We start from the raw sequence: 22,786 nt of genomic DNA, 5'->3' as shown, positions 1-22,786 counted from the left end.
GTCAGGCGCCCGCTGCCGGCGTGATGCGGTCCTTCACCCACGCGTAGCCGTGCTGTTCCAGCTCCAGCGCCAGCTCCGGCCCGCCGGTCTCGACGATGCGGCCATCGGCCAGCACGTGCACGACGTCCGGCCGGATGTAGTCCAGCAGACGCTGGTAATGCGTGATCACGAGGAACGCGCGGTCCGGCGAACGCAGCGCGTTGACGCCGTCGGCGACCGCCTTCAGCGCGTCGATGTCGAGGCCCGAGTCGGTCTCGTCCAGGATCGCCAGCTTCGGCTCGAGCAGCGCGAGCTGGAAGATCTCGTTGCGCTTCTTCTCGCCGCCGGAGAAACCCTCGTTGACGCCGCGGTGCAGCAGTTCGTCCTTCAGGTGCAGCACGGCGAGCTTGTCGCGCACCAGCTTGAGGAACTGCATGGAATCCAGTTCCGCCTCGCCGCGCGCCTTGCGCTGGGCGTTGAGCGCGGCGCGCAGGAAATAGGTGTTGTTCACGCCCGGGATCTCGACCGGGTACTGGAACGCGAGGAACACGCCAGTGGCGGCGCGCTCCTCCGGCTCCAGTGCGAGCAGGTCCTGGCCCTGGAACGTCACGCTTCCGGCCGTCACCTCATAGCCTTCGCGGCCGGCGATCACGTTGCCGAGCGTGGACTTGCCGGCGCCATTGGGACCCATCACGGCGTGCACCTTGCCGGGCTGCAGGTCGAGCGAGAGACCCTTGAGGATCTCTTTTCCGGCGACGCTGACGTGGAGGTTTTCGATCTTGAGCATGTTCGTCATCAATCCTGTTGTTCTGTTTCGGCGCTGAAGCCCCGGCCCAATCGCATGGCGATTGGGCGTTCACGAGCGCGCGAGGCAGTGCCTCGCAAGCAGCGCTCGTTCACCCCACCGAGCCTTCCAGCGAGACTTCGAGCAGCTTCTTGGCTTCCACCGCGAATTCCATCGGCAGTTCGCGGAAGACGCTCTTGCAGAAGCCGTCGACGATCATCGATACCGCGTCTTCCTCGCCGATGCCGCGCGAGCGGCAGTAGAACAACTGGTCCTCGCTGATCTTCGACGTGGTGGCTTCGTGTTCGACGGTCGCGCTGGGATGCCTGACCTCGATGTACGGGAAGGTGTGCGCACCGCACTTCTTGCCGATCAGCAGGCTGTCGCACTGGGTATGGTTGCGCGCGCCTTCGGCGTTGCCGAGCACCTTGATCAGGCCGCGATAGGTGTTCTGCCCGCGGCCGGCGCTGATGCCCTTGCTGATGACCTTGCTCTTGGTGCGCTTGCCGACGTGGATCATCTTGGTGCCGGTATCGGCCTGCTGGCGGTGGTGCGTGAGCGCCACCGAATAGAACTCGCCGACCGAGTCGTCGCCCAGCAGCACGCAGGACGGGTACTTCCAGGTGATGGCCGAGCCGGTCTCCACCTGCGTCCAGCTGATCTTGCTGCGCGCGCCGCGGCACTCGCCGCGCTTGGTCACGAAGTTGTAGATGCCGCCGACGCCGTTCTCGTCGCCGGGGTACCAGTTCTGCACGGTGGAGTACTTGATCTCCGCGTCTTCCAGCGCGACCAGTTCCACCACCGCCGCATGCAGCTGGTTCTCGTCGCGCATCGGCGCGGTGCAGCCTTCGAGGTAGGAGACGTAGGCCTTCTCCTCACAGATGATCAGCGTGCGCTCGAACTGGCCGGTGTGGCCGGCATTGATGCGGAAGTAGGTGCTCAGCTCCATCGGGCAGCGCACGCCCTTGGGGATGAACACGAAGCTGCCGTCGGAGAACACCGCCGAATTCAGCGCGGCGAAGTAGTTGTCGCCGGTCGGCACGACCGTGCCCAGGTACTGCTTCACCAGCTCGGGATGTTCGCGGATCGCCTCGGACATCGAGCAGAAGATGATGCCCTTCTCGGCCAGTTCCTTGCGGAAGGTCGTGCCGACGGAGACCGAGTCGAACACCGCGTCCACCGCGACGCCGGCCAGCTTGGCGCGCTCGTGCAGCGGCACGCCCAGCTTTTCGTAGGTGTCCAGCAGTTCCTGCGGTACCTCGTCCAGCGAGGCGTACTTGGCCTTGGGGGCGGAGTAGTAGCTCAGCGCCTGCAGGTCGATCGGGGCAATGTTGAGCTTGGCCCAATGCGGCATCGGCATCGTCAGGAAGTGCCGGTACGCGTCCAGGCGCCATTGAGTCATCCACTCCGGCTCGTCCTTCTTGGCCGAGAGCGCGCGGATGATGTCCTCGCTCAGGCCGGGCGGGAGGCTGTCGGATTCGATGTCCGTGACGAAGCCGGCCTCGTACTTGCGGCCGAGCTGTTCGTGGATTTCGCGGTTTTCAAGGATTTCGGTGGCCATGGGGGCTGCCTACTCGTCATGCCAGGCGCAGGTCGATGCGCCGGGTTGGTGAATCGGGGGGCGGTGGCGGCGTGAGCATCTGCGCCAGGGTCACCCCGCGCAGTGCTTCGATCACCACGTCGTTGATGCGCCGCCAGTTGGCGCGCACGCCGCAGGACTGCTCGATGCCGCAATTGCCGGTGTGCACGCTGCATTCGGTCATGCCCAGCGGCCCTTCCATGGCCTCGACGATCTCGATCAGGCCGATGTCCTCGGCGGCGCGGGCCAGGCGGTATCCGCCGTTGGCGCCGCGGAAGCCTTCCACCAGCCCGGCCTGCGCCAGCGGCTTGAGCACCTTGGCCACCGTCGTGGCCTCCAGACCGGCACGCTCGGCCAGTTCCGACGCGCTGAGGACGCCTTCGGAGCCATGGGCCAGGACCGTCATGACGACGGTGGCGTAGTCGGTGAGCTTGGTGACGCGGAGCATCGGAACAGGGGGTGGGAGTTAATCCGTACCGGAATTGTACGGTTTATGGCCGGGCAGGCCAAGGGCCGCCATTCCGGCAGTGGTTCAGCTTCGAAGCGGCGGCCGCCCGGCGAAGGCGAGCCTGCACTCCGGCGCGCAGGTGACGGACTCGCGATGGCGATGTCGCACCGATCCGTACAGAATGTCTTTCTTTTCCTCGAACCGGATTCCTGCATGCCGCGCAAGATCGTCGCCCGTCGTTCCGCCATCCATGGCAACGGCGTTTTCGCCGTCGCACCGATCGCCAAGGGCGAACGCGTCATCGAGTACAAGGGCCGCCGCCGCACGCACGAGGCCGTGGACGCCGACACCACCGGCGATATCGATTCCGGCCATACCTTCCTGTTCACGCTCAACGACGAGTACGTGATCGACGCGAACCACCAGGGCAACACCGCGCGCTGGATCAACCACAGCTGCTCGCCCAATTGCGAGGCTGTGCTGGACGAGGACGATGGCGACGACCGCACCCGCGATCGCGTGTTCATCGAGGCGATCCGCGACATCAAGCCGGGCGAGGAGCTGTCGTACAACTACGGCATCACGCTCGACGAGAAGCACACGACCGAGCTGAAGAAGATCTGGGAATGCCGCTGCGGTTCGCGCAACTGCACCGGGACGATGCTGCAGCCGAAGAATCCGCCGAAGAAGAAGCCTGCCAAGGCGGCGAAGGCGAAGAAGGCCGGCGCGAAGAAGGGCACCAAGAAGGCGGCCAAGCGCTGAAGCCCGTTCCCCTCTCCCCTTGCGGGAGAGGGACAGGCCGCCATCGGCGGCCAGGGAGAGGGTAGGGCGCTGGCGCGCTTCGCGCGCTCCCCTCTTCCGGCGCTTTGCGCCACCTTCTCCCACAAGGGGAGAAGGGAAGAGGCAGACGGACATCTCCAACCCGTACCATCGGGCAATGGCGGTGTCACAGAGGCGCCGCCAGACTGCGCCCATGCGCGCCGGCAGGCGTGTCCAGTCCAAGCATCGGGAGTCACGCATGAGCACGCCGTCCAGCCCACGTCCGCTTGAAGGCAAGGTCGCCCTCGTCACTGGCGCCGCCAGCGGCATCGGCAAGGAGATCGCCTTCGAACTCGCGCGCGCCGGCGCGGCGGTGGTCATCGCCGACCTGAATGCCCAGGGCGCACAGGCGGTGGCGACGGAGATCGAGGGCATCGGCGCACGCGCGCTGGGCGTGGCGATGGACGTCACGGACGAAGGCGCGGTCCAGGCGGGCGTCGCGCTCGCGGCAGAGCGCTTCGGCGGCGTGGACATCCTGGTGTCGAACGCGGGCATCCAGATCGTCAACCCGATCGAGCAGTTCGCCTATGCCGACTGGAAGAAGATGCTGGCCATCCACCTGGACGGCGCATTCCTCACCACCAAGGCCGTCCTGCCGCACATGTACGGGCAAGGCGCGGACGGCAAGAGCCGCGGCGGCACGGTCATCTACATGGGTTCGGTGCACTCGCACCTGGCCTCGCCGCTCAAGTCCGCCTACGTCACCGCCAAGCACGGCCTGCTGGGGCTGTCGCGCACGCTGGCGAAGGAGGGGGCGAAGCATGGCGTGCGCAGCCATGTCGTGTGCCCCGGCTTCGTGCGCACGCCGCTGGTGGACAAGCAGATCCCGGAGCAGGCGAAGGAATTGGGCATCAGCGAGGACGAGGTCGTCAGCCGCGTCATGCTGGGCAACACGGTGGACGGCATCTTCACCACGGTGGAGGACGTGGCCCGCACGGTGCGCTTCCTTGCGGAATTCCCCACGGCCGCATTCACGGGGCAGAGCTTCGTCGTCAGCCACGGCTGGCACATGCAGTAGCCACGGGCATACCCTGCCACCTGCCTTCGATGCAGGTGGGTACGAAAGGGTTGCCATGACTTCCGCCAGTTCGGCCACGCGCCCGGGGCGACTAGGCTGCGCGTCGCCCGGGGTGCTTCGTTCCCGGGCCAGCTTCGACGCTGAAACACCTGCACGGACCGCCGGAACTGCGTGAAGACGCGCACCCACGACGCTCGTGCCGGCGACCATGGCCTGACGAGATCCTCCGCCCGCATGCGCGTTCCGTTGACCTTGGCCATCCTGGCCGCCCTGTCCGCCCCCGCTTACGCCGTGGAGGTCGATGGCCGCGTCGATCCGGCCGAATGGCAGGGGGCGCGCCACATCACCGACTTCCGCAAGGTACAGCCGCTGTCGCTGGATCCGGCCTCGTTGCCGACCGAAGCCTGGATCCTCGCCACGCCCGAGGGCCTGGCCATCGCCTTCCGCAACGAGCAGCCGGCCAGCGTGCCGCGCACGCGCCAGCGCGTGCAGCGCGACTTCGAAGAACAGGTGGACCGCGTCAACCTGATGATCGATTACGACGGCGACGGGCGCACCGGCTACAACTTCACCGTGTCGTCCACTGATGGCATCGCCGACGCGGTCATCACCAACGAAAGCCAGTTCAACGACGACTGGGACGGCAACTGGCGCCACGCCGTCAGCGAGGACGAGCAGAACTGGTACGTCGAAATGTTGATCCCCTGGTACATCGCGCCGATGCGCCAGGGCGACAACGGCATGCGCACGGTCAAGATCTACCTGGACCGCGTGATCGGCTCCACCGGCGAGCGCTCGGCCTGGCCGGGTGCCAGTTTCCAGCGTTCGCGGTTCCTGTCCGACTTCGCGCCGGTGGAGATGGCGCAGTACAGCCAGTCGCTGCTGGCGGTCACGCCGTACGTCTCCGGCCTGTACGACAACGTCAACCACTCCAGTGATTTCGATGGCGGCGTCGACCTGTTCTGGAAACCCAACGGCCAGTTCCAGCTGTCGGCCACGCTCAATCCGGACTTCGGCCAGGTGGAGAGCGACGACCTGGTCGTCAACTTCGACGCCACCGAGATCTTCATCAGCGACAAGCGCCCGTTCTTCACCGAAAACCAGGGCATCTTCGAATTCACCACGCCGTCGGACTACAGCCAGCTGCTGTACACGCGCCGCGTGGGCGGTCCCGCCGACGACGGCAACGGCGCCGGCGACATCACCGCGGCGGTGAAGCTCAACGGCAGCGTGGGTGGCACCAAGTACGGCGTGTTCGCTGCCGACGAAGCCGACGAGGTCGGCCGCACGTTCGGCGCGCTGCGCGTGGTGCGCGACCTGGACAAGCAGAACCTGGGCGCGATGGTGACCCATGTGGATCGCCCGTTCCTCGACCGCGACGCCACCGTACTGGGCGTGGACCACAACTGGCGCCCAACCCAGCGTTGGAACGTGCAGACCCGCCTGATCGGCAGCCAGGTCGACGAATCCGGCCGCACCACCGACGACACCGGCGCGACCATGTGGGTGAACTACGAAATGGACCACGGCTGGCGCCAGCGCTGGCTCGCGATGCATTTCGGCAACGAGCTGGAGATCAACGACTTCGGCTACCTGCAGCGCAACAGCACCAACTACCTCAACTACGAAGTGCTGCGCCGCTTCACCGACCTGCCGGAAACCTCGCGCTATTCCTCCAAGGACTGGCGCGGCCGCATCAGTGGTACCGACAACGACCACGGCGATCGCCTGCAGCGCCAGCTGCGCATCAGTCGCGAGGGCAACCTGCGCAACGGCAGCTACGAGTACGCGCAGATCAACATCAACAGTGCCGGCATCGATGACCTGATCACCCGTGGAAACGGCCTGGTCGACAAGCCGCCGAACTTCAATGCCTACTTCGAGTTCAACCGGCCGCGCAAGGGCGACTGGGCCTGGGAGTTCGAAGCGGACCTGTTCAGTGGTGGCCTGGCCGGCAACGACAAGATCGGCTACGACCTGCGCGTGCAGCCCACGTACTTCATCAGCGACGCCTTCAGCGTGTACCTGGGCGGTTACTACGAACGCATCCCCAGCTGGCTGGTGTGGCAGCAGGACAACCTCATCGGCGAGTTCGACGAGGAGCGCGTGCAGCTCGATGCAGGCATGGACTGGACCATCACCAACAAGCAGGAACTGCGCGTGAAGCTGCAGGCGATCGGCCTGAACGCGGATCTCGAACAGGCGTATCGCGTTGCGCAAAGTGGTGCGTCGATTCCCACCGCCGACGCGGTGGACGATTTCAGCGTGAGCAACCTGGGCTTCCAGATCCGCTACCGCTACGAGCTCGCACCGTTGTCGTACCTGTACGTGGTGTACGGCCGCGGTGGATTCGACCAGCAGCCGTTCGGCCAGGGCGCCGACCGTGCGCTGCGCGACAGCCTGGAGCTGCGCGACGACGAACAGCTGCTGGTGAAGTTGAGCTACCGGCTCGAGCTGTGATCAGGCATCAAGCCCCTCTCCCCACGGGAGAGGGCTTGGGGTGAGGGGGCGGAGACGTCACGACGGGCCAGATCGCCGGATCCGGCAACGCGCATGATCGTTCACGCAGTGCGGGAAGCCCACTGCGCAATCCACTGCGCCGGCGACAGGATCGCGAACCATTCCTCGCGCTGCATCCTCCGCGCCAGTTTCAGCAGCGCATCGTCGCGGCTGAGCAGCCAATGCGCTTCGCAGCGCGCCGCGAGTTCCAGGAACTTCTGGTCGTCCGGATCGGCGCACCGGGGCAGGGGATGCGGAACAGGCGCCATCGCGATGCATCGCAGAGCCGTGTCGTACGCGTGGGCGTGTCGGGCCTGCTCGGCTTCGTCCAGACGCAGCGCCGGGTAGGCCAGCACGCGCAGCCACTCCTCGCGGCAAGCGTCGTCCGTTACGCCGGCGACCGCGCCGGAATCCAGCGCCTCGCGCAGCGTCGCCACGACGGGGTCGCGAAACACGAACAGGTCGAGGCAGACGTTGGTGTCCAGCGCGATGCGCGGCGGCCCCGAGGGCCGCGGCGCGGGCGCGGTCATGGCGCGACTTCGCGCAGGTCCGCCGAGCCGATGCGCCAGGCGCGCTGTTCTGCCGTCGCCCCATCCACCACGGCGCGGCGCAGCGTGTAGGCACCGACGAAGCGTTGCTGGCGACCGTCGGTGTGCGTGGTCGTCAGTGCGACCGGCACTTCCACATAGCGCGAGCCCGCAGCGGCATCCACCTGTCCTGGCGCCATGATCTCGACCGACACGCCCTGCGTGTCGTCAAACCCGCCGGCGAACTGCTGTGCGCTCTGCCCGCTCGCGCGGCCGCCGTCGGACCACAGCGCATACGCTCGCGCGAAATCCCGGCGGTTGATCGCGGCGTAGTAGTCGCGCACGACCGCCACGGCGTCCTGCACGGTGGGTTCGGTCGCCGCATCCGGTGCAGGTGCATCGGTGCCGTTCGCAGCATCGGCGGGCGCGGACGCGGGATCGACCGCGGAAGCGTCCGGGAGGATCGGGTTGCCTTCTTCGTCCAGCGCCACCGTACCGGTCGCGACGGGGGGCGGCCCGATCTGCCCCGGGCCGGGCTTGTCGGGCATGCCGGTGACGCTGCCGCCATCGTTCTCCGGCGCCGGCAACGTTTCGGTGTCGCCGGCGCTGGCCGGGCCGCCGCTGGCGGCCTTGTCGCCGCACGCGCCCAGCAGGGCGCACAGCGCCAGCGCGGCGGCAAGGTGCATCGACTTCGTCATGCTCATTGATCCAGCTGCACCACCACCATGCCCTGCTCGATGACGGTGCTGCCGATGCGGCGCGAACCGAGCTTGTCGAGCAGGCTGTTGTCGAAGCGGTACACCGGCTCCTCGCGCGCGTACTCGCTCAGCCACGAGTTGAGCAGGGCGCGCGAACTGGCGTTCATCGCACCGCCCAGGCCGGGCACGTTCACTTCCTCGATGCGCGGCTCCTTCAGATGCAGCCCGCGCGTGCCCGTGTCGAAGCGCAGCGCGCTGGTCAGGGCGAAATGGCCCGACGGCCGGCTGCTGTCGCTGCCGAGCGCGCCCAGGCCGACGTCGAAGTCCAGGCGCAGGCGGTCGGAGCCCTGCGGGATCGACAGGCGCGGGTTCAGCAGCGTCATCGAGACGAGGCCGCCGAGCTTGTCGTAATGCTTGGGAAAGTTGCGGTCCAGCGAGCCCTGCAGCTGCATCGGCGTGAAGCGGACTTCGTTGCCGAGCAGAGCGCCCAGACCGTTGAGGGTCGAACAGGCGGCGAGGGACAGGCCAAGGACGGCGGCGATGAGGATTCGGTAAAAGCGGCGCGGGTACATCCGGGACTCCACGGGTTTGCCGGGACGATACCCGCGCCGCACGAACAAGAACAGGACCCTTCGTCCTTCGCCGCGCCAGAGTTCATCGCAGGGACGCGGCCGGCAAGACCGATGCTACCCCCCGGTCGCACCCGCGAAGGTCGTGGCCCGACCAGCGGCCGGGGCCTCGCCTCACGCGCGCTGCTGGAACGCCAGCCGCAGCCCCAGGCCGATGAACAGCGTGCCGGTCGCGCGCTGCATCCAGGGATTGGCGCGGCCGCGGTCCATCGCGCGCCGCCCGAATCGGCCCGCCGCGAAACTCAGCAGCACGTCATTGCACAGGCCCACCATCGCCAGCAGCGCGCCCAGCAGCAGGAACTGCAGCCACACCCAGCCGCGTTCGGGGTGAACGAACTGCGGCAGGAAGGCGAGGAAGAACAGCGCGACCTTGGGGTTCAGCACGCCGGTCACCACCGATCGCAGGTAAACGCCGCGCCCGGTCGTCGGCGCCGGTGTCGTCGATTCCGCGGGCGTGTCGCCACCGCGCCAGGCCTTGATGCCCAGCCACACCAGATAGGCCGCGCCGAGGTACTTGATGGCCTCGAAGGCCAGGGCCGAGGTCGCCAGCACCGCCGACAGCCCGAAGCCTGCCGCGAGCGCATGCAGCAGCGTCGCCGTCTCCAGCCCGAGGCCCGCCTGCAGCCCGCGCCGCACGCCACCGCCAAGGCTCTGCGCGACGATCCACGCCGTGCCGGGCCCGGGCAGGATCACCAGCACCACGGCCGCGGTGAGGTAGGCGAGCAGCGTCTGCGTGTCGAACAGGGACATGGCGCGCGGATACGTGAGGGTTGCATAGGCTACGCGGACCGCCGGCAATGCAGGCGGGATCACGCGCGATGCACCGTTCCATCAGGGCGTGGCGTCTTTCGCCGCGGGCTTGGATTTCTTGCCGCGGGCCTGCAGCGGTATCGGCGGTGGCGCACGGCGGCTGGCGGCGTAGCGTGCGTAGTCCCGGTAGAGCGTCTGCACGGTGGGCGTGCCATCGAGGTCGTGGGCCACCTTTCCGCCGCTGCGCGGCTTGAGCACCGCGAACCAGCGATGCGCGCCCACGATGTCCCGGTCGGTGAGCGGTCGGCCCTTCGCATCGGTGGCGATGATCGAGAGCGTCACCGCCTGGTTGACGTTGCCGCCGATGGCGAACAGGCGTCGGCGGTCGAGGTCGGTCTTCACCACCAGGTCGCAGTGCAGCGCGTTGGAGTCGCTGTTGCCGTTGCGCACGTCGGCGATGGAGGCGAAGGTGCTGTCGGCGCGCGCGGTGCACAGCAGATCGCCCGCTGCCGGCGTGGCCTCGCCGAGGTCGTAGGCGAGGAACAGTTGCGAACCGTCCTGTCCGTCGCGCGCACGCACGGCGGCGCGCACGTAGTCGATGTGGCCCCCGCTGCGCGCGAACTGCGACGTCGACAATCCCGCTTCGCAGGCGAGCCATGAGATGAAGGCGGCCGACCACGGCATCGCCCAACCGGCGCCGTCCCAGCCGAAGTTGACGATGCTCTGCACGCGCATCGCTTCCTCGCTGCCGGTGGCGGCCCAGTAGCCGGCGATGGTTCCGCTCACGGCGTCGTCGCTTTCCATCAGGCCCAGGCGCGGCGCCTGGCGCAGCACGCGGCTGCCAATCGACGCGTTGCGGTCAGGCGCGATGATGTCGACCACGCCGTCGGGCTGCGACACGCGCGGCACGATCGCCGACGGTTCCGCCGCCAGATCGAGCACCGGCAGGCCGAAGTAAGCCCATTCGGCGGCGGCCAGATCGATCATGCGCGTGCGCGGATCGCCACTCACCGGCCTCGACGGGCAACTGGTGATCCCGATGCGGTAGCCCGACGCGCGCACCGGCGTGTATCCGTTGCCCGCGCGACGGTACAGCGGCTCGAATGCGTTGGGCCCCACGCGCACCATCATCGGCGGTGCGTCCTCGCCACTCGAATAGGTGACGCGCCACGCGGGATCCGGGAAGCCGGGCGGGCGCGGGAAGGCGGGAATGCCCCGGCTCGAGCCAGGGGCCTGCTGCGCGCCGGCAGTGGCGCACAGCAGGGTCAACGAAAGCGCAATGGCGAAGCTCCACAGACCCGATCGCATATGCCGCTCCCGGTTGGCTGGAAGCAGCTTGCGGACCCCCGCGTGAAAGCGGCGCAGTCCTTGTCGCGCTCAGTCCTCGTCGGGATGTGGCTTGTAGGCCTCCACCAGCTTCTGCTGCACGTTGGCCGGGACGGGCTCGTAGTGGCTGAAATCCAGCGAATAGCGACCGCGTCCCGCTGTGACCGACTTGAGTTCGGCCGCGTAGCCTTCCAGCTCCGACAGCGGCACCTGCGCCTTCACCAGTATCTCGTTGCCGCGCACGCTGTCGGTGCCGCTGATGCGCGCGCGCTTGCTCGCCAGTCCGCCGCTGACATCGCCCATGTGCTGCTCCGGCGCGCTGACTTCCAGCTCGACGATGGGTTCAAGCACCTGCGGGCGCGCCTTGCCGATGGCGTCGAGGAAGGCCTTCTTGCCGGCCGAGACGAAGGCCACTTCCTTGCTGTCCACCGGATGGTGCTTGCCGTCGTAGACGATCACGCGCACGTCCTGGATGGGGTAACCGGCGACGGCGCCGCTGCGCAGCACCTGGCGCACGCCTTTCTCGACCGCGGGCATGAACTGTCCCGGGATGGTGCCGCCCTTCACCTCGTCCACGAACTCGAAGCCGCCGCCGCGCGGAAGCGGCTCGATGCGCAGGAAGACTTCACCGAACTGCCCCGCACCGCCGGTCTGCTTCTTGTGGCGGTGATGGCCCTCGGCCTTCCCGGCGACGGTCTCGCGGTACGCGATGCGCGGCGGTCTCGAGGTCACCTCGACGCCGTACCGGTCTTTCAAACGTTCCAGGTTGATGCGCAGGTGCAGGTCGGAAAGACCGCGGATGACGGTTTCGTTGGTTTCCGCCTCGTGCTCGACGATGAAGCAGGGGTCTTCCTCGGCCAGCTTGTGCAGCGCCGTGGAGAGTTTCTGTTCCTGTCCCTTGCTGGCCGCGTCGACCGCCAGGCCGAACATCGCGCGTGGGAAATCCAGCGGCGACAGGCGGATCTCGTCCTCGTCGTGGCTGTCGTGCAGCACCGCGTCGAAGTGCAGTTCGTCCACCTTCGCCACCGCGGCGATGTCGCCGGGAATGGCCTGCTCGATCTCGATGTGGTCCTTGCCCTTGAGCTTGAACAGGTGGCCGACCTTGAACGGTTTCTTGCCGTCGTCCACGAACAGCTGCGTGTCCTTCTTCACCGTGCCCTGGTAGACGCGGAAGATGCCGAGCTTGCCGACGAAGGGGTCGTTGACGATCTTGAACACGTCCGCCACCACGTGCGCCTTCGGGTCGGGAACGGCTTCGATGCGCTGGCGTTGCGCGCCCTTCTCGAACGGCGGTGCGTTGGCTTCGGCGGGGTTGGGAAGCCAGCGCTCGGCCACGTCCAGCAAGGCCGGAACGCCCACGCCCGTGCGCGCGGAGCAGAACAGCACCGGCACCAGGTGGCCTTCGCGCAGGCATTGCTCGAAGGCGTCGTGAAGTTCTTCGCCGGACAGGCCGTCCTCGCCCAGGTCCAGGTAATGCTCCATCACCGTTTCGTTGATCTCGACGATCTGGTCGATGATCTTCTGGTGCCAGTCCGCGACCGGTCCCAGATCGCTGTCGCCGCCGGGGTTGAGCAGGCAGTCGACCACGCGCTTGCCGCCATCGGCGGGCAGGTTGAGCGGCAGGCATTCGGCGCCGAAGGCTTCGCGCACGTCGGCGAGCACGCCTTCGACGGAGGCGCCTTCGTGGTCGATCTTGTTGATGACGATGGCGCGGCAGAGATTCCGCCCCTTCGCGTACTCCATCATCCGGCGTGTGCCGTATTCCACGCCGCTGGCGGCATCGACCACCACCAGCACCGTTTCCACGGCGGCTAGTGCGGAGAGCGCGGGGCCGCGGAAATCCGGATAGCCGGGCGTATCGATGAGGTTGACGTGGATGCCTGCGTGGTCGATGGAGGCGATGGCCGCGTCGATGGAATGGCCGCGCTGCTTCTCGATGGCATCGAAATCGGAAACGGTGCTGCCGCGTTCGATGCTGCCTGCCGTCTGGAGTGCGCCGCCGGCCTGCAGCAGGGCTTCGAACAGAGTGGTTTTGCCGGCGCCGGGGTGGCCTGCCAGGGCCACGTTGCGGATGGATTGTGTGCTGTAGGACATGAGCGGACTTCTCCCTTGGATGATCAGGGTCTGAAGGCCGTCATGGCTGTCCGCGGCGCCTGCGCGTGGGCGCTCCGGCGGGCGGTCATGGCGGAAAACTCCGGCGTAGCCGGGATCGCAAGCCTCGCGCAAGGGGGAGGGGTGGTCAAGCTCGCGATGTGGCGGAACGGACATCGCTGCGGATTCTTCGCAAGGCGTGAAGGCGCATGGGCGAAGACGAGGGCTGGGTCACGTGGGCCGCCATGCCGGGCTAACGGTTGCCGCGCTAGGCTGGCCGTCCTTCACAGCGACGGGAGTGGCACCATGGCCTTCAAGCGTTTCGCCGAAGCGGTCTGGCAGGGCGACCTGCAGAACGGCAAAGGCGCGATGAGCACGCCGCAGAGCGGCTTGTTCGCCGACCAGAACTATTCCTTCAAGACCCGCTTCGGCGACGAGAAGGGCACCAATCCGGAGGAACTGCTGGCCGCCGCCCACGCGGGCTGCTTCTCGATGGCGCTGTCGGCGGTGATGGGCAAGGCCGGCGTGACGCCCGAGCGCATCCAGACGCGCGCCGAGGTCACGATGGAACCGGGCGCCGACCCGGGCCCGACCGTCACCGGCGTGCACCTGATCGTGAACGGCAAGGCGCCGGGCATCGACCAGGCCCAGTTCCAGCAGTTCGTCGATGCCGCCAAGGCCGGCTGCGTGATCTCTCGCGCGCTGTCCGTGCCGGTGACCGCGACCGCAACGCTGGGCTGACCGGCGCCCATGGAGCCACGGGGGATCACGCGCGCCGTGCTGGTGCACGGCGCCGGTGGCGGCGGCTGGGAATGGAACGTATGGCAACGCGTGTTCGCCGCGCAGGGGATCGACGTCGCCGCGCCGGACCTGTGTCCGGTCGCCGCGGGATTGCCGGCGACCACCTTCAACGACTACCTGGCCCAGGTGCAGGATGCACTCGCGGCACAGCCGCGCCCGTGCGCGCTGGTGGGGGCCAGCCTCGGCGGCCTGCTCGCGATGGCCTGCGCCGAACGTGCCGACGCGCTGGTGCTGGTCAATCCGGTTCCGCCGACGCCGTGGGCATCGGCGATGCCCGCGCGCGATTGGCCGGACCGCGTGCCCTGGCAACGCGACGCGCGCCTGGCCTCGACCCGCCGCGCACTGCCGGAGGCCGATGACGCCACGGCGCTCCATGCATTCCGCCGATGGCGCGACGAATCCGGCGCCGTTTTGCGCCATGCCCATGGCGGAGTGGCCGTCCACGCGCCGTCGTGCCCCCTGCTGTGCCTGGCTTCGGACGGGGATGAAGATGTCCCGGCCGCGTTGACGCTGGCGCTCGCCACGGAATGGAAGGCCGACGCGATGCGGCTGTCCGGCTCGCACGTCGGGCCGCTGCTGGGACGGCAGGCGGCCGACGTCGCCGGGCGCGTCGCGGCGTGGCTGTCAGCGAGGTAAATGCCGCCGTCGCGGGGTCGCGCCTGAACGGCCGGGTTCAGCGGCCATTTTTCACGCCGGACCGACCATCGCCTCACGCCATTCCGGCGCGGGAGTCCCCCCATGAACCGCCTTCCTGTCGTTGCCCTCGCGCTGGCCCTGGCCGTCGCGGGCGGCACGGCATCCGCACAGTCCTACCCGCGTTACGGTTCGACCAGCAGCAGCGACTACGCGCGCGTGGTGCGCGTGGATCCCGTGTTCGATTCGTATGCCAGCTCGAACGGCCAGCGCTGCTACGAGCGTCCCACGTACGTCGGCGGCGATGACGACTATTACCGTCGTGACGAGGGCTACGACCCTTACGGCTCGCAGCGGGCCGGGACCGAAACCGGACGCAATGTGGCGACCGTGGTGGGTGGCATCGTCGGCGCCGCGGTGGGCAGCCAGGTCGGCGGTGGCAGTGCGCGCTACGCCACCTCGGCCATCGGCTCGATGATCGGCGGCATGGCCGGGCGCCAGATCTACGACCAGAGCCGGCGTGAACGCGTCGGCACGGTGCGCGTGTGCGACCCGGTCTACGAAGGCGACGGCTACTACTCGCGCGGACGCGGCGACGACCGCACGGTCAGCGCCTACGACGTCACCTACGAATACGCGGGCCGCACCTACACCACGCGCACGAACTACGACCCCGGCGACCGCATCCGCGTGCGGGTCGATGTCATCCCGGAATGACGCGCGGGCTCAGGGCCAGTCGATCGTGCCGCGGACCACGTTGCACACGCGGCCGCCGGACCACACCTCGCCGTCGGCGTCCACGCGCAGTTGCAGGCGCGCGTCGAAGCCGACTTCGCGGCCCTGGCTGACGGTGTAGCGGCGCGTGCCGTCCGCGTGCGGGCGGCCGGGCAGGGCTTGGTTGTGTGCCAGCCATGCGGCCAGCGTGGCATTCGCCGCACCGGAGGCGGCGTCCTCGAACCGTGCCGGCGCGCCGACGAACGCGCGCACGACCAGGTCGTAGTCGCGGCCGACATCGGCCCGCGCGAACGCACACAGGCCCATGGATTCGGTGGTTTCGGCCAGATGGGCGATGGCGTCCCAGTCGGGTTTGGCGTCGCGCAGCGCGGCCTCGTCGGCGAGTTCGGCCAGCCACCAGCGGCGGCCACCGTCCATCAGCGCCGTCGGTAGCCTGCCCGCAGGGAACCCGGCCAGAGCGGCGGACAGGCGCGCGTCGCCCGCTTCTGCCACTTCGACCACCCGCGCACGCGGCGTGCGCACGGCGATGCTGCGCGACGCGCCTTCGCCTTCCACCGACAGCGGTAGCGTGCCCACGACGCCTTCCTGCAGCAGGCGTCCGTTCACCGGCATGGCCAGCCCGGCCTCCAGCACGACATGCGCGGTGCCCACGCTGGGATGGCCGGCGAACGGCACCTCGCGGCGCGGACTGAACATGCGGATGCGGTAGCTCGCGTCGGGCCCGCTCGGCGCGAACACGAACGTGGTTTCCGGCAGCCGGGTCCAGCGGGCGATCGCCTGCATGCGCGCCTCGTCCAGGCCTTCGGCATCGAGTACGACAGCCAGCGGATTGCCGGCGCCGGGGCGATCGGCGAACACGTCCAGTTGCAAATAGCGGCGAAGCGTCATTCGGCGGGGGTCCGGGGGGATTATTCGACTAGAATTGCCGCCTTTATGGCCGCATTTCCGAGCCGGTGGGGGCGGAAGCGCGCCATTCTAGGTTCTGTGCGGGCCGCGCGCCCGCATGGTTGCAGGCGTAACAACCCGTTTGTTCCCGATTTTTCTCCCTGATATCTCACACACAACGACCATTACGAGGGCAATTGCGGTGGCGGAAGCGAATCGCTGGGTAGTACTCAAGTTCGGCGGCACATCGGTGTCTCGCCGGAACCGTTGGGACACCATCGGACGCCTCGCCGGAAAACGCATGTCCGAGGAAGGCGTACGTGTGCTGGTGGTGGTCTCCGCGCTGTCGGGCGTCACCAACGAGCTGCAGGCCATCGCCAACGGCGATGGCATCGAGGCACGCGTCGCCGCACTGGTCGAACGCCACCGCGCGTTCTGCGGCGAACTCGACCTGGATCCCGATGCCGTGCTCGGCCAACGTCTGGCCGCGCTGCAGGCGCTGGCGACGGAATCGCGTGCCGCATCGCGCCCGCTGGAGTGGCAGGCCGAAGTGCTGGCGCAAGGCGAGCTGCTGTCGTCCACGCTGGGCGCCGCGTACCTGCGCACGCAGGGCCATGACTTCGGCTGGTGCGATGCGCGCGAATGGCTCGATGCCGTTTCGCTGCCCAACGCCAGCCCGTGGTCGCAGCGCCTGTCGGTGAACTGCCGCCTGGACAGCGATGGCTTCGCGCAGCGTTTCTCCACGCAGGGCGCGCCGATGCTGATCACGCAGGGCTTCATCTCGCGCCATGGCGACGGCGGCACGGCGATCCTGGGGCGCGGCGGTTCCGACACGTCGGCCGCGTACTTCGGCGCGCTGCTGAAGGCGCAGCGCGTGGAGATCTGGACCGACGTGCCCGGCATGTTCAGCGCCAATCCGCGCGAGGTACCCGAAGCGCGGCTGCTCACACGGCTGCATTACGCCGAGGCGCAGGAAATCGCCACCACCGGCGCCAAGGTGCTGCACCCGCGCTCGATCGCGCCGTGCCGCGACGCCGGCGTGCCGATGGCCATCCTCGATACCGAACGCTCCGAGCTTCCCGGCACCCGCATTGACGCGACCGCGGCGACGGTGCCCGGCGTGAAGGCCATCAGCCGCCGCAACGGCATCGTGCTGGTGTCGATGGAAAGTATCGGCATGTGGCAGCAGGTGGGCTTCCTCGCCGACGTGTTCGAACGCTTCAAGCGCCACGGCCTGTCGATCGACCTCATCGGCTCGTCGGAAACCAACGTCACCGTGTCGCTGGATCCCAGCGAGAACCTGGTCACCACCAACGTGCTGGAAGCACTCAGCGCCGACCTGGCCGAAGTGTGCCGCGTGAAGGTGATCGCGCCGTGCGCGGCGATCACCCTGGTCGGCCGCGGCATGCGTTCGCTGCTGCACCGGCTCAGCGACATCTGGGCGACGTTCGGCCGCGAGCGCGTGCATCTGATCTCGCAGTCGTCCAACGACCTCAACCTCACCTTCGTCATCGACGAGACCGATGCCGACGGCCTGCTGCCGCACCTGCACGCGGAGCTGATCCGCTCGCGCGCGATGCCCGTGCGCGATGCGACGGTGTTCGGCCCGAGCTGGCGCGAGATCGCGCACGGCAAGGCGCAGCGTGCGCCGGCGTGGTGGATCGGTCGAAAGGATGCGCTGCTGCAACGGGCCGCGCAGGGCACGCCGCGTTACGTCTACGACCTGGCGACGGTGCGCGAGCGCGCCCGTTCGCTGATCGCGACGAACGCGGTGGACCGTTGCTTCTACGCAATCAAGGCCAACCCGCACCCGGCCATCCTGCGCACGCTGGTGGGCGAGGGCTTCGGTCTGGAATGCGTGTCGCAGGGCGAGTTCGAGCACGTGTTCGCCACGCTGCCCGACCTCGCGCCCGGACGCGTGCTGTTCACGCCGAGCTTCGCGCCGCGCCGCGAATACGAAGCCGCCTTCGAGCGCGGCATCATCGTCACGCTCGACAACATCGAGGCGCTGCAGCGTTGGCCCGAGGTGTTCCGCAATCGCACGATCTGGTTGCGCATCGACCTGGGCCATGGCGAAGGCCACCACGAGAAGGTGCGTACGGGCGGCGTCGCCGCCAAGTTCGGCCTGCCGATGACGCGTTTCGACGCCTTCGTCGAGGAAGCGCGCAAGCTGGGCGTGCGCATCAGCGGTCTGCACGCGCACCTGGGCAGCGGCATCGAGGATCCGCAGCACTGGCGTGGCGTGTACGCGCACCTGGCCGGTCTGGCCGACAGCGTGGGCACCATCGAGACCATCGACATCGGTGGCGGCCTGCCCATTCCCTATACGCCGGAAGCGCCGCAGTTCGACCTGCCGCTGTGGCGCGCCGGGCTGGAAGAAATCAAGTCGGCCTATCCGCGCTACGGACTGGTCATCGAGCCGGGTCGTTATCTCGTGGCCGAAAGCGGCGCGCTGCTGCTGCACGTGACGCAGACCATCGAGAAGGACGGCGTGCGGCGCGTCGGCTGCGACGGCGGCATGAACGCACTGATGCGCCCGGCGATGTACGAGGCCTACCACGGCATCTTCAACCTCAGTCGCCTGGGCGATGGCGAGAACGCCGTGTTCGACGTCGTCGGTCCGATCTGCGAAAGCAGCGACGTGATCGGCCGTGCCCGCACGCTGCCCGCCGACACGCGCGAAGACGACGTGATGCTGGTCGCCGATGCCGGCGCATACGGCATGGCGATGGCCAACACCTACAACCTGCGGGCCCTTCCGGCCGAGGACGTGATCGAATGAGTGAGTGGAAGTTCAACCGCGACGCGATCCGCGCGTTCCGTTTCGTGCGCTGCGGTTTCGATGCGGCCACCGGCGTGGCGCAACTCGTGTATGCCTTCGACGACGGTCCCGAGATGATCGAGACCGTCACCGTGCCCGGCGCGCCGTTCGTGCTGGACGATGCGCGAGCACAGGCGGCCGAGCGCGCGCTGCGCCTGCTGCACCTGATCGCCGGCGTGAGCTACTACAAGGCGGCGGTGCCGGAGGAAATCCGCATCGATTCGTATGCGATCGGTGCAGACACCGCGGCGTTGATCGAGCTGATCTACGTCAATGGTCTGGGCGAGTTCGCCTACCGCAACGGCCTGAACCTGCACGGGAAGATCCGCTTCCCGGTGGGGCAGGAGGCAGGCGCGAAAGCGCCGGCGCTGGGCCTGCGCGAGCACGCGCTGGTTGCCATCGGCGGCGGCAAGGATTCGCTGGTCAGCATCGAAGCGCTGCGCGCGCTGGGCGTGGAGCAGACGGTCACGTGGATCGGTGGCTCGCAGCTGATCCGCGCCTGCGCCGAACGCACCGGGCTGGCCACACTCAACCTGGGCCGCACGCTGGCGCCGCAGCTGTTCGACTACAACCGCGAAGGCGCATGGAACGGGCACATCCCGGTCACCGTGCTCAACTCCGCGATCATGGTCTTCGCCGCGGTGTTGCTGGGCGTGGACCAGGTGGTGTTCTCCAACGAGCGTTCGGCCAGCTACGGCAGCCTGATCGAAGGCACGGGCGAAGTGAACCACCAGTGGTCCAAGGGCTGGGCCTGCGAGCAGGCGTTCGGCGAGTACGTGCAGCGCGAGGTCGCCTCGGACCTGCATTACTACTCGTTGCTGCGCCCGCTCAGCGAGCTGGCCGTGGCGCGGCAGTTCGCGAAGACCGACCGCTACGATTCGCACTTCAGCAGCTGCAACCGCAATTTCCACATCCTCGGCGAACGCCCGGCCAGCCGCTGGTGCGGCGTGTGCCCGAAGTGCCACTTCGTGTTCCTGGCACTGGCGCCGTTCATGCCCAAGCCGCGCCTGATGGGCATCTTCGGCCGCAACCTGCTGGACGATCCGGCGCAGACCGGCGGTTACGACGCACTGCTGGAGTTCCAGGACCACAAGCCGTTCGAATGCGTCGGCGAAGGGCGCGAGTCGCGCGCCGCCATGGCCGCGCTGGCCGAACGCCCGGAGTGGCGCGAGGACGCACTGGTCAAGCGCTTCGCGCGCGAGATTCGCCCGCAGCTGGATGCAGCCGAACTGCGTATCGAGCCGCTGCTGGCCATCGACGACGAGCAGCGCATTCCACCTGCACTGTGGACCCGCCTGCGTGCGCATCTCGCAGCTTGAAGGTCGCAAGGTCGCGTTGTGGGGGTGGGGCCGCGAGGGCCGCGCCGCCTACCATGCGATCCGTACCCGCCTGCCGGCCCTGCCGCTGACGCTGTTCTGTTCGGCCGATGAGGCGCTCGAGGCCGAGTCGATGGGTGATGCGGCGCTGGTGACGGAAAGCGACGCGAACGCAGAACGTCTGTCCACCTTCGACGTCGTCGTGAAGTCGCCCGGGATCAGTCCGTACAAGCCCGAAGCGGTCGCCGCGGCAGGGCAGGGCACGCGTTTCATCGGAGGCACCGCGCTCTGGTTCGGCGAACATGCCGACGAGCACGGCACCGCCGTCAGTACGGTCTGCGTCACCGGGACCAAGGGCAAGAGCACGACGACCGCGCTGCTCGCGCACCTGTTGCGTGCGGGCGGCCATGTGACCGCGCTGGCCGGAAACATCGGTCTGCCGCTGCTGGAAGTGCTGGAACCGCGCGTGACGCCGGAGTTCTGGGCCATCGAGCTGTCGAGCTACCAGACCGGCGATGTCGCCGAAAGCGGCGTGCGGCCGCAGGTCGCAATTGCGCTCAACATCTTTCCGGAACACCTGGACTGGCACGGCTCGCACGAGCGTTACGTTGAGGACAAGCTGCGCCTGCTGACCGGTGCACGGCCGCGCATCGCGGTGCTCAACGCCAATGATGCGCGCCTGACCGCGATCGGCGCGCAGCTCATCGCACAGGGCGACGTGGACGTGCGCTGGTTTGGCCATGCCGCGGGCTGGCATCTGCGCGAAGACGATCTCCATCGTGGCGATACGTTCGTGATGGACACGCGCGCGTTGCCGCTGCCGGGCCGTCACAACCGCGGCAATTTGTGCGCCGTGCTCACGGCGATCGAAGCCTTGGGCCTGGACGCCACTGCGTTGGCGCCGAATGCGGCGAGCTTCCGCCCACTGCCGAACCGCCTGCAGACCGTGGGCACGCGCGACGGCGTCACCTTCGTCAACGATTCCATCAGCACCACGCCGCACGCCAGCCTCGCGGCGCTGGATTGCTTCCGTGAGCGCCGCGTCGCGATCCTCGTCGGTGGCCACGATCGCGGCCTGCCATGGGAGGACTTCGCGAACGCCATGCGTACGCACGCGCCGGTCGCCATCGTCACCATGGGCCAGAACGGGCCGCGCATCCACGCATTGCTGGAGCCGCTGGTGGCGCAGGCTGGTTTCGTGCTCGATGCCGCGACCGACCTCTCCGATGCGATGGCCAAGGCGCGTGCAGCGCTGGGCGGCGAGGGTGTCGTCCTGCTGTCGCCGGGCGCACCCAGTTTCGGCGCGTATCGCGACTACGTCGCGCGCGGGCGCCACTTCGCTGAACTCGCCGGCTTCGACCCGGACACGATCAGCGCAATTCCCGGTTTGGGTATCGCCTGACCCCACCAGCTGCGGGAATCACCGCAGCCGGACGGACGCCCTGATCGCGGCGACGCCGCGTGTCCGCGGCATCAATGCCAGAGAGCCTCCCGGGCAACTCCATGAAGCCGCAAATAGGCTGTAGCGGCGTGAACCGCCGCGGGCATGCATGCGCGTAGCCTTGGCCTCTGAATGCGTCGTGCAGCAGCCAACTGATCGCATGCTCCCACCGTGCCGCACCCGAGCGTCACGTGGCGAAACGTCACATGAATCGGCGTCCCCCGGGAAATTTGCTTCCCAGATTCGTCTGATGCCCGCAGGAGAACTCGAAACCTACGATGCCCCCCGTCGTTGGACGGTGGCGCGCATGTCTCCGCTGGTTCCATTGCGACGGTCCATCTCTCTGTCTCAATCAACCTCAGGATTCACAGTAATGAACAAGCTTCTTCTCTCCACCGCTCTGGTTGCAGTCCTGGCTGCTCCGTCGGCGTTCGCGTCCAGCGGCAAGATCACCATCACCGGCCTGATCGTCGATGGCACCTGCACCGTGGCCGCGGGCACCAACACCACCGGCACCGGCGGCGACCTGACCGTCGCTCTGGACACGGCCCACACGTCGGACCTGGCCGCCGCTGCCAGCTACGCCATGACGAAGGATTTCGACATCAAGGTCGGCGGCGGCGCCGGTGACACCTGCAACGGCAAGGTCTCGCAGCTGGTGTACGAAGACGTGGCCGGCGGTTCGATGATCAACGCTGACGGTTTCCTGGACAACACCGGCACCGCTACCAACGTGGGCGTCCGCCTGCTGAACGGTGTCAGCCGTGCTCCGATCAACCTGAAGACGGCGGCCAACAACCCGACGGCCACCCCGGCTGCCGGTACGCCGGGCGTCCTGAAGTATGCCGCCCAGTACTTCTCGAAGGCCGGCGGCGCCTCGGCCGGTACGGTCAACACCTACGTGAGCTACACCGTCGCGTACAACTGATGCAGACCAGGTGGTGCCGGCGTGGCCGGCACCACCGCACCTTTCGCGGTCCAGCTTTGCAGCGAGATTCCCCCATGAA

The 22,786-nt window shown here is 68.0% G+C and carries 19 protein-coding genes and 1 pseudogene; 10 read left to right on the top strand and 10 right to left on the bottom strand.

Going from position 1 to position 22,786, the window contains the following annotated elements:
* Position 1: 1 nt before the first annotated feature.
* The 3 genes from sufC to QLQ15_RS16875 all read right to left on the bottom strand — a co-directional run bounded on the left by sufC (position 2) and on the right by QLQ15_RS16875 (position 2,790).
* Positions 2-766: a Fe-S cluster assembly ATPase SufC gene (sufC, locus tag QLQ15_RS16885; protein WP_283214071.1), complete on the bottom strand. Its 765-nt coding sequence runs from the start codon at positions 764-766 to the stop codon at positions 2-4.
* A 109-nt stretch (positions 767-875) separates the two neighbouring features.
* Entirely contained in the window at positions 876-2,324 is a 1,449-nt protein-coding gene (gene sufB, locus QLQ15_RS16880) for a Fe-S cluster assembly protein SufB (RefSeq protein WP_283214070.1), read from the bottom strand.
* Positions 2,325-2,340: 16 nt separating this feature from the next.
* On the bottom strand, positions 2,341-2,790 hold the full coding sequence (locus tag QLQ15_RS16875; protein WP_283214069.1) for an SUF system Fe-S cluster assembly regulator: 450 nt from the start codon (positions 2,788-2,790) through the stop codon (positions 2,341-2,343).
* Between the two features lie 213 nt (positions 2,791-3,003).
* Here QLQ15_RS16875 and QLQ15_RS16870 point away from each other — a divergent pair.
* The 3 genes and pseudogenes from QLQ15_RS16870 to QLQ15_RS16860 all read left to right on the top strand — a co-directional run.
* A pseudogene (locus tag QLQ15_RS16870) lies at positions 3,004-3,465 on the top strand (SET domain-containing protein); the annotation flags it as partial.
* Positions 3,466-3,808: 343 nt separating this feature from the next.
* Complete coding sequence (locus QLQ15_RS16865; protein ID WP_283214068.1) at positions 3,809-4,627, top strand: 3-hydroxybutyrate dehydrogenase; 819 nt, start codon at positions 3,809-3,811, stop codon at positions 4,625-4,627.
* 234 nt (positions 4,628-4,861) lie between these two features.
* Positions 4,862-7,087, top strand: coding sequence for a DUF5916 domain-containing protein (locus tag QLQ15_RS16860; RefSeq protein ID WP_283214067.1), 2,226 nt, complete (start codon positions 4,862-4,864; stop codon positions 7,085-7,087).
* A gap of 101 nt (positions 7,088-7,188) precedes the next feature.
* On the opposite strand, the gene QLQ15_RS16855 is transcribed toward QLQ15_RS16860, so the two are convergent.
* The 6 genes from QLQ15_RS16855 to fusA all read right to left on the bottom strand — a co-directional run bounded on the left by QLQ15_RS16855 (position 7,189) and on the right by fusA (position 13,150).
* On the bottom strand, positions 7,189-7,656 hold the full coding sequence (locus QLQ15_RS16855; protein ID WP_283214066.1) for a PIN domain-containing protein: 468 nt from the start codon (positions 7,654-7,656) through the stop codon (positions 7,189-7,191).
* Positions 7,653-8,351, bottom strand: a complete 699-nt coding sequence (locus QLQ15_RS16850; RefSeq protein ID WP_283214065.1) for a Cif family virulence factor — start codon at positions 8,349-8,351, stop codon at positions 7,653-7,655. The genes QLQ15_RS16855 and QLQ15_RS16850 overlap by 4 nt, the downstream gene beginning before the upstream one ends.
* A gap of 2 nt (positions 8,352-8,353) precedes the next feature.
* Positions 8,354-8,923, bottom strand: coding sequence for a YceB family lipoprotein (locus QLQ15_RS16845; protein ID WP_283214064.1), 570 nt, complete (start codon positions 8,921-8,923; stop codon positions 8,354-8,356).
* Positions 8,924-9,094: 171 nt separating this feature from the next.
* On the bottom strand, positions 9,095-9,730 hold the full coding sequence (locus QLQ15_RS16840) for a LysE family translocator (RefSeq protein WP_283214063.1): 636 nt from the start codon (positions 9,728-9,730) through the stop codon (positions 9,095-9,097).
* A gap of 81 nt (positions 9,731-9,811) precedes the next feature.
* On the bottom strand, positions 9,812-11,038 hold the full coding sequence (locus tag QLQ15_RS16835; protein WP_283214062.1) for a DUF2272 domain-containing protein: 1,227 nt from the start codon (positions 11,036-11,038) through the stop codon (positions 9,812-9,814).
* A 69-nt stretch (positions 11,039-11,107) separates the two neighbouring features.
* Positions 11,108-13,150: an elongation factor G gene (gene fusA / locus QLQ15_RS16830; protein WP_283214061.1), complete on the bottom strand. Its 2,043-nt coding sequence runs from the start codon at positions 13,148-13,150 to the stop codon at positions 11,108-11,110.
* A gap of 303 nt (positions 13,151-13,453) precedes the next feature.
* Here fusA and QLQ15_RS16825 point away from each other — a divergent pair, with 303 nt between their 5' ends.
* The 3 genes from QLQ15_RS16825 (at position 13,454) to QLQ15_RS16815 (ending at position 15,298) form a co-directional block, all read left to right on the top strand.
* On the top strand, positions 13,454-13,888 hold the full coding sequence (locus QLQ15_RS16825; protein ID WP_283214060.1) for an OsmC family protein: 435 nt from the start codon (positions 13,454-13,456) through the stop codon (positions 13,886-13,888).
* A 9-nt stretch (positions 13,889-13,897) separates the two neighbouring features.
* Positions 13,898-14,584, top strand: coding sequence for an alpha/beta hydrolase (locus QLQ15_RS16820; protein WP_283214059.1), 687 nt, complete (start codon positions 13,898-13,900; stop codon positions 14,582-14,584).
* A gap of 102 nt (positions 14,585-14,686) precedes the next feature.
* Entirely contained in the window at positions 14,687-15,298 is a 612-nt protein-coding gene (locus QLQ15_RS16815; RefSeq protein ID WP_283214058.1) for a glycine zipper 2TM domain-containing protein, read from the top strand.
* A gap of 9 nt (positions 15,299-15,307) precedes the next feature.
* Here the strand turns inward: QLQ15_RS16815 and QLQ15_RS16810 are convergent, their stop codons facing one another.
* On the bottom strand, positions 15,308-16,204 hold the full coding sequence (locus QLQ15_RS16810) for a PhzF family phenazine biosynthesis protein (protein ID WP_283214057.1): 897 nt from the start codon (positions 16,202-16,204) through the stop codon (positions 15,308-15,310).
* 193 nt (positions 16,205-16,397) lie between these two features.
* Here QLQ15_RS16810 and QLQ15_RS16805 point away from each other — a divergent pair, with 193 nt between their 5' ends.
* The 4 genes from QLQ15_RS16805 (at position 16,398) to QLQ15_RS16790 (ending at position 22,707) form a co-directional block, all read left to right on the top strand.
* Positions 16,398-18,983, top strand: a complete 2,586-nt coding sequence (locus QLQ15_RS16805) for a bifunctional aspartate kinase/diaminopimelate decarboxylase (RefSeq protein WP_283214317.1) — start codon at positions 16,398-16,400, stop codon at positions 18,981-18,983.
* A complete protein-coding gene (gene murL / locus QLQ15_RS16800) occupies positions 18,980-20,341 on the top strand; it encodes a UDP-N-acetyl-alpha-D-muramoyl-L-alanyl-L-glutamate epimerase (protein ID WP_283214056.1) in 1,362 nt (453 codons plus the stop codon). The genes QLQ15_RS16805 and murL overlap by 4 nt, the downstream gene beginning before the upstream one ends.
* Entirely contained in the window at positions 20,322-21,740 is a 1,419-nt protein-coding gene (murD, locus tag QLQ15_RS16795; RefSeq protein WP_283214055.1) for a UDP-N-acetylmuramoyl-L-alanine--D-glutamate ligase, read from the top strand. The genes murL and murD overlap by 20 nt, the downstream gene beginning before the upstream one ends.
* 412 nt (positions 21,741-22,152) lie before the next feature.
* Entirely contained in the window at positions 22,153-22,707 is a 555-nt protein-coding gene (locus QLQ15_RS16790) for a fimbrial protein (protein WP_283214054.1), read from the top strand.
* Positions 22,708-22,786 lie beyond the last annotated feature (79 nt).

The organism is Lysobacter stagni (genome assembly GCF_030053425.1).
GTDB classification, from domain to species: Bacteria; Pseudomonadota; Gammaproteobacteria; order Xanthomonadales; family Xanthomonadaceae; genus Lysobacter_J; species Lysobacter_J stagni.
Note: the sequence above shows the minus strand (reverse complement) of the source record. Positions and strands in the feature narration are given on the sequence as shown.

Coding starts and splice junctions, on each gene's coding strand:
- sufC (WP_283214071.1), bottom strand. CDS start 766: ATGCTCAAGATCGAAAACCTCCACGTCAGCGTCGCCGGAAAAGAGATC.
- sufB (WP_283214070.1), bottom strand. CDS start 2,324: ATGGCCACCGAAATCCTTGAAAACCGCGAAATCCACGAACAGCTCGGC.
- QLQ15_RS16875 (WP_283214069.1), bottom strand. CDS start 2,790: ATGCTCCGCGTCACCAAGCTCACCGACTACGCCACCGTCGTCATGACG.
- QLQ15_RS16865 (WP_283214068.1), top strand. CDS start 3,809: ATGAGCACGCCGTCCAGCCCACGTCCGCTTGAAGGCAAGGTCGCCCTC.
- QLQ15_RS16860 (WP_283214067.1), top strand. CDS start 4,862: ATGCGCGTTCCGTTGACCTTGGCCATCCTGGCCGCCCTGTCCGCCCCC.
- QLQ15_RS16855 (WP_283214066.1), bottom strand. CDS start 7,656: ATGACCGCGCCCGCGCCGCGGCCCTCGGGGCCGCCGCGCATCGCGCTG.
- QLQ15_RS16850 (WP_283214065.1), bottom strand. CDS start 8,351: ATGACGAAGTCGATGCACCTTGCCGCCGCGCTGGCGCTGTGCGCCCTG.
- QLQ15_RS16845 (WP_283214064.1), bottom strand. CDS start 8,923: ATGTACCCGCGCCGCTTTTACCGAATCCTCATCGCCGCCGTCCTTGGC.
- QLQ15_RS16840 (WP_283214063.1), bottom strand. CDS start 9,730: ATGTCCCTGTTCGACACGCAGACGCTGCTCGCCTACCTCACCGCGGCC.
- QLQ15_RS16835 (WP_283214062.1), bottom strand. CDS start 11,038: ATGCGATCGGGTCTGTGGAGCTTCGCCATTGCGCTTTCGTTGACCCTG.
- fusA (WP_283214061.1), bottom strand. CDS start 13,150: ATGTCCTACAGCACACAATCCATCCGCAACGTGGCCCTGGCAGGCCAC.
- QLQ15_RS16825 (WP_283214060.1), top strand. CDS start 13,454: ATGGCCTTCAAGCGTTTCGCCGAAGCGGTCTGGCAGGGCGACCTGCAG.
- QLQ15_RS16820 (WP_283214059.1), top strand. CDS start 13,898: ATGGAGCCACGGGGGATCACGCGCGCCGTGCTGGTGCACGGCGCCGGT.
- QLQ15_RS16815 (WP_283214058.1), top strand. CDS start 14,687: ATGAACCGCCTTCCTGTCGTTGCCCTCGCGCTGGCCCTGGCCGTCGCG.
- QLQ15_RS16810 (WP_283214057.1), bottom strand. CDS start 16,204: ATGACGCTTCGCCGCTATTTGCAACTGGACGTGTTCGCCGATCGCCCC.
- murL (WP_283214056.1), top strand. CDS start 18,980: ATGAGTGAGTGGAAGTTCAACCGCGACGCGATCCGCGCGTTCCGTTTC.
- QLQ15_RS16790 (WP_283214054.1), top strand. CDS start 22,153: ATGAACAAGCTTCTTCTCTCCACCGCTCTGGTTGCAGTCCTGGCTGCT.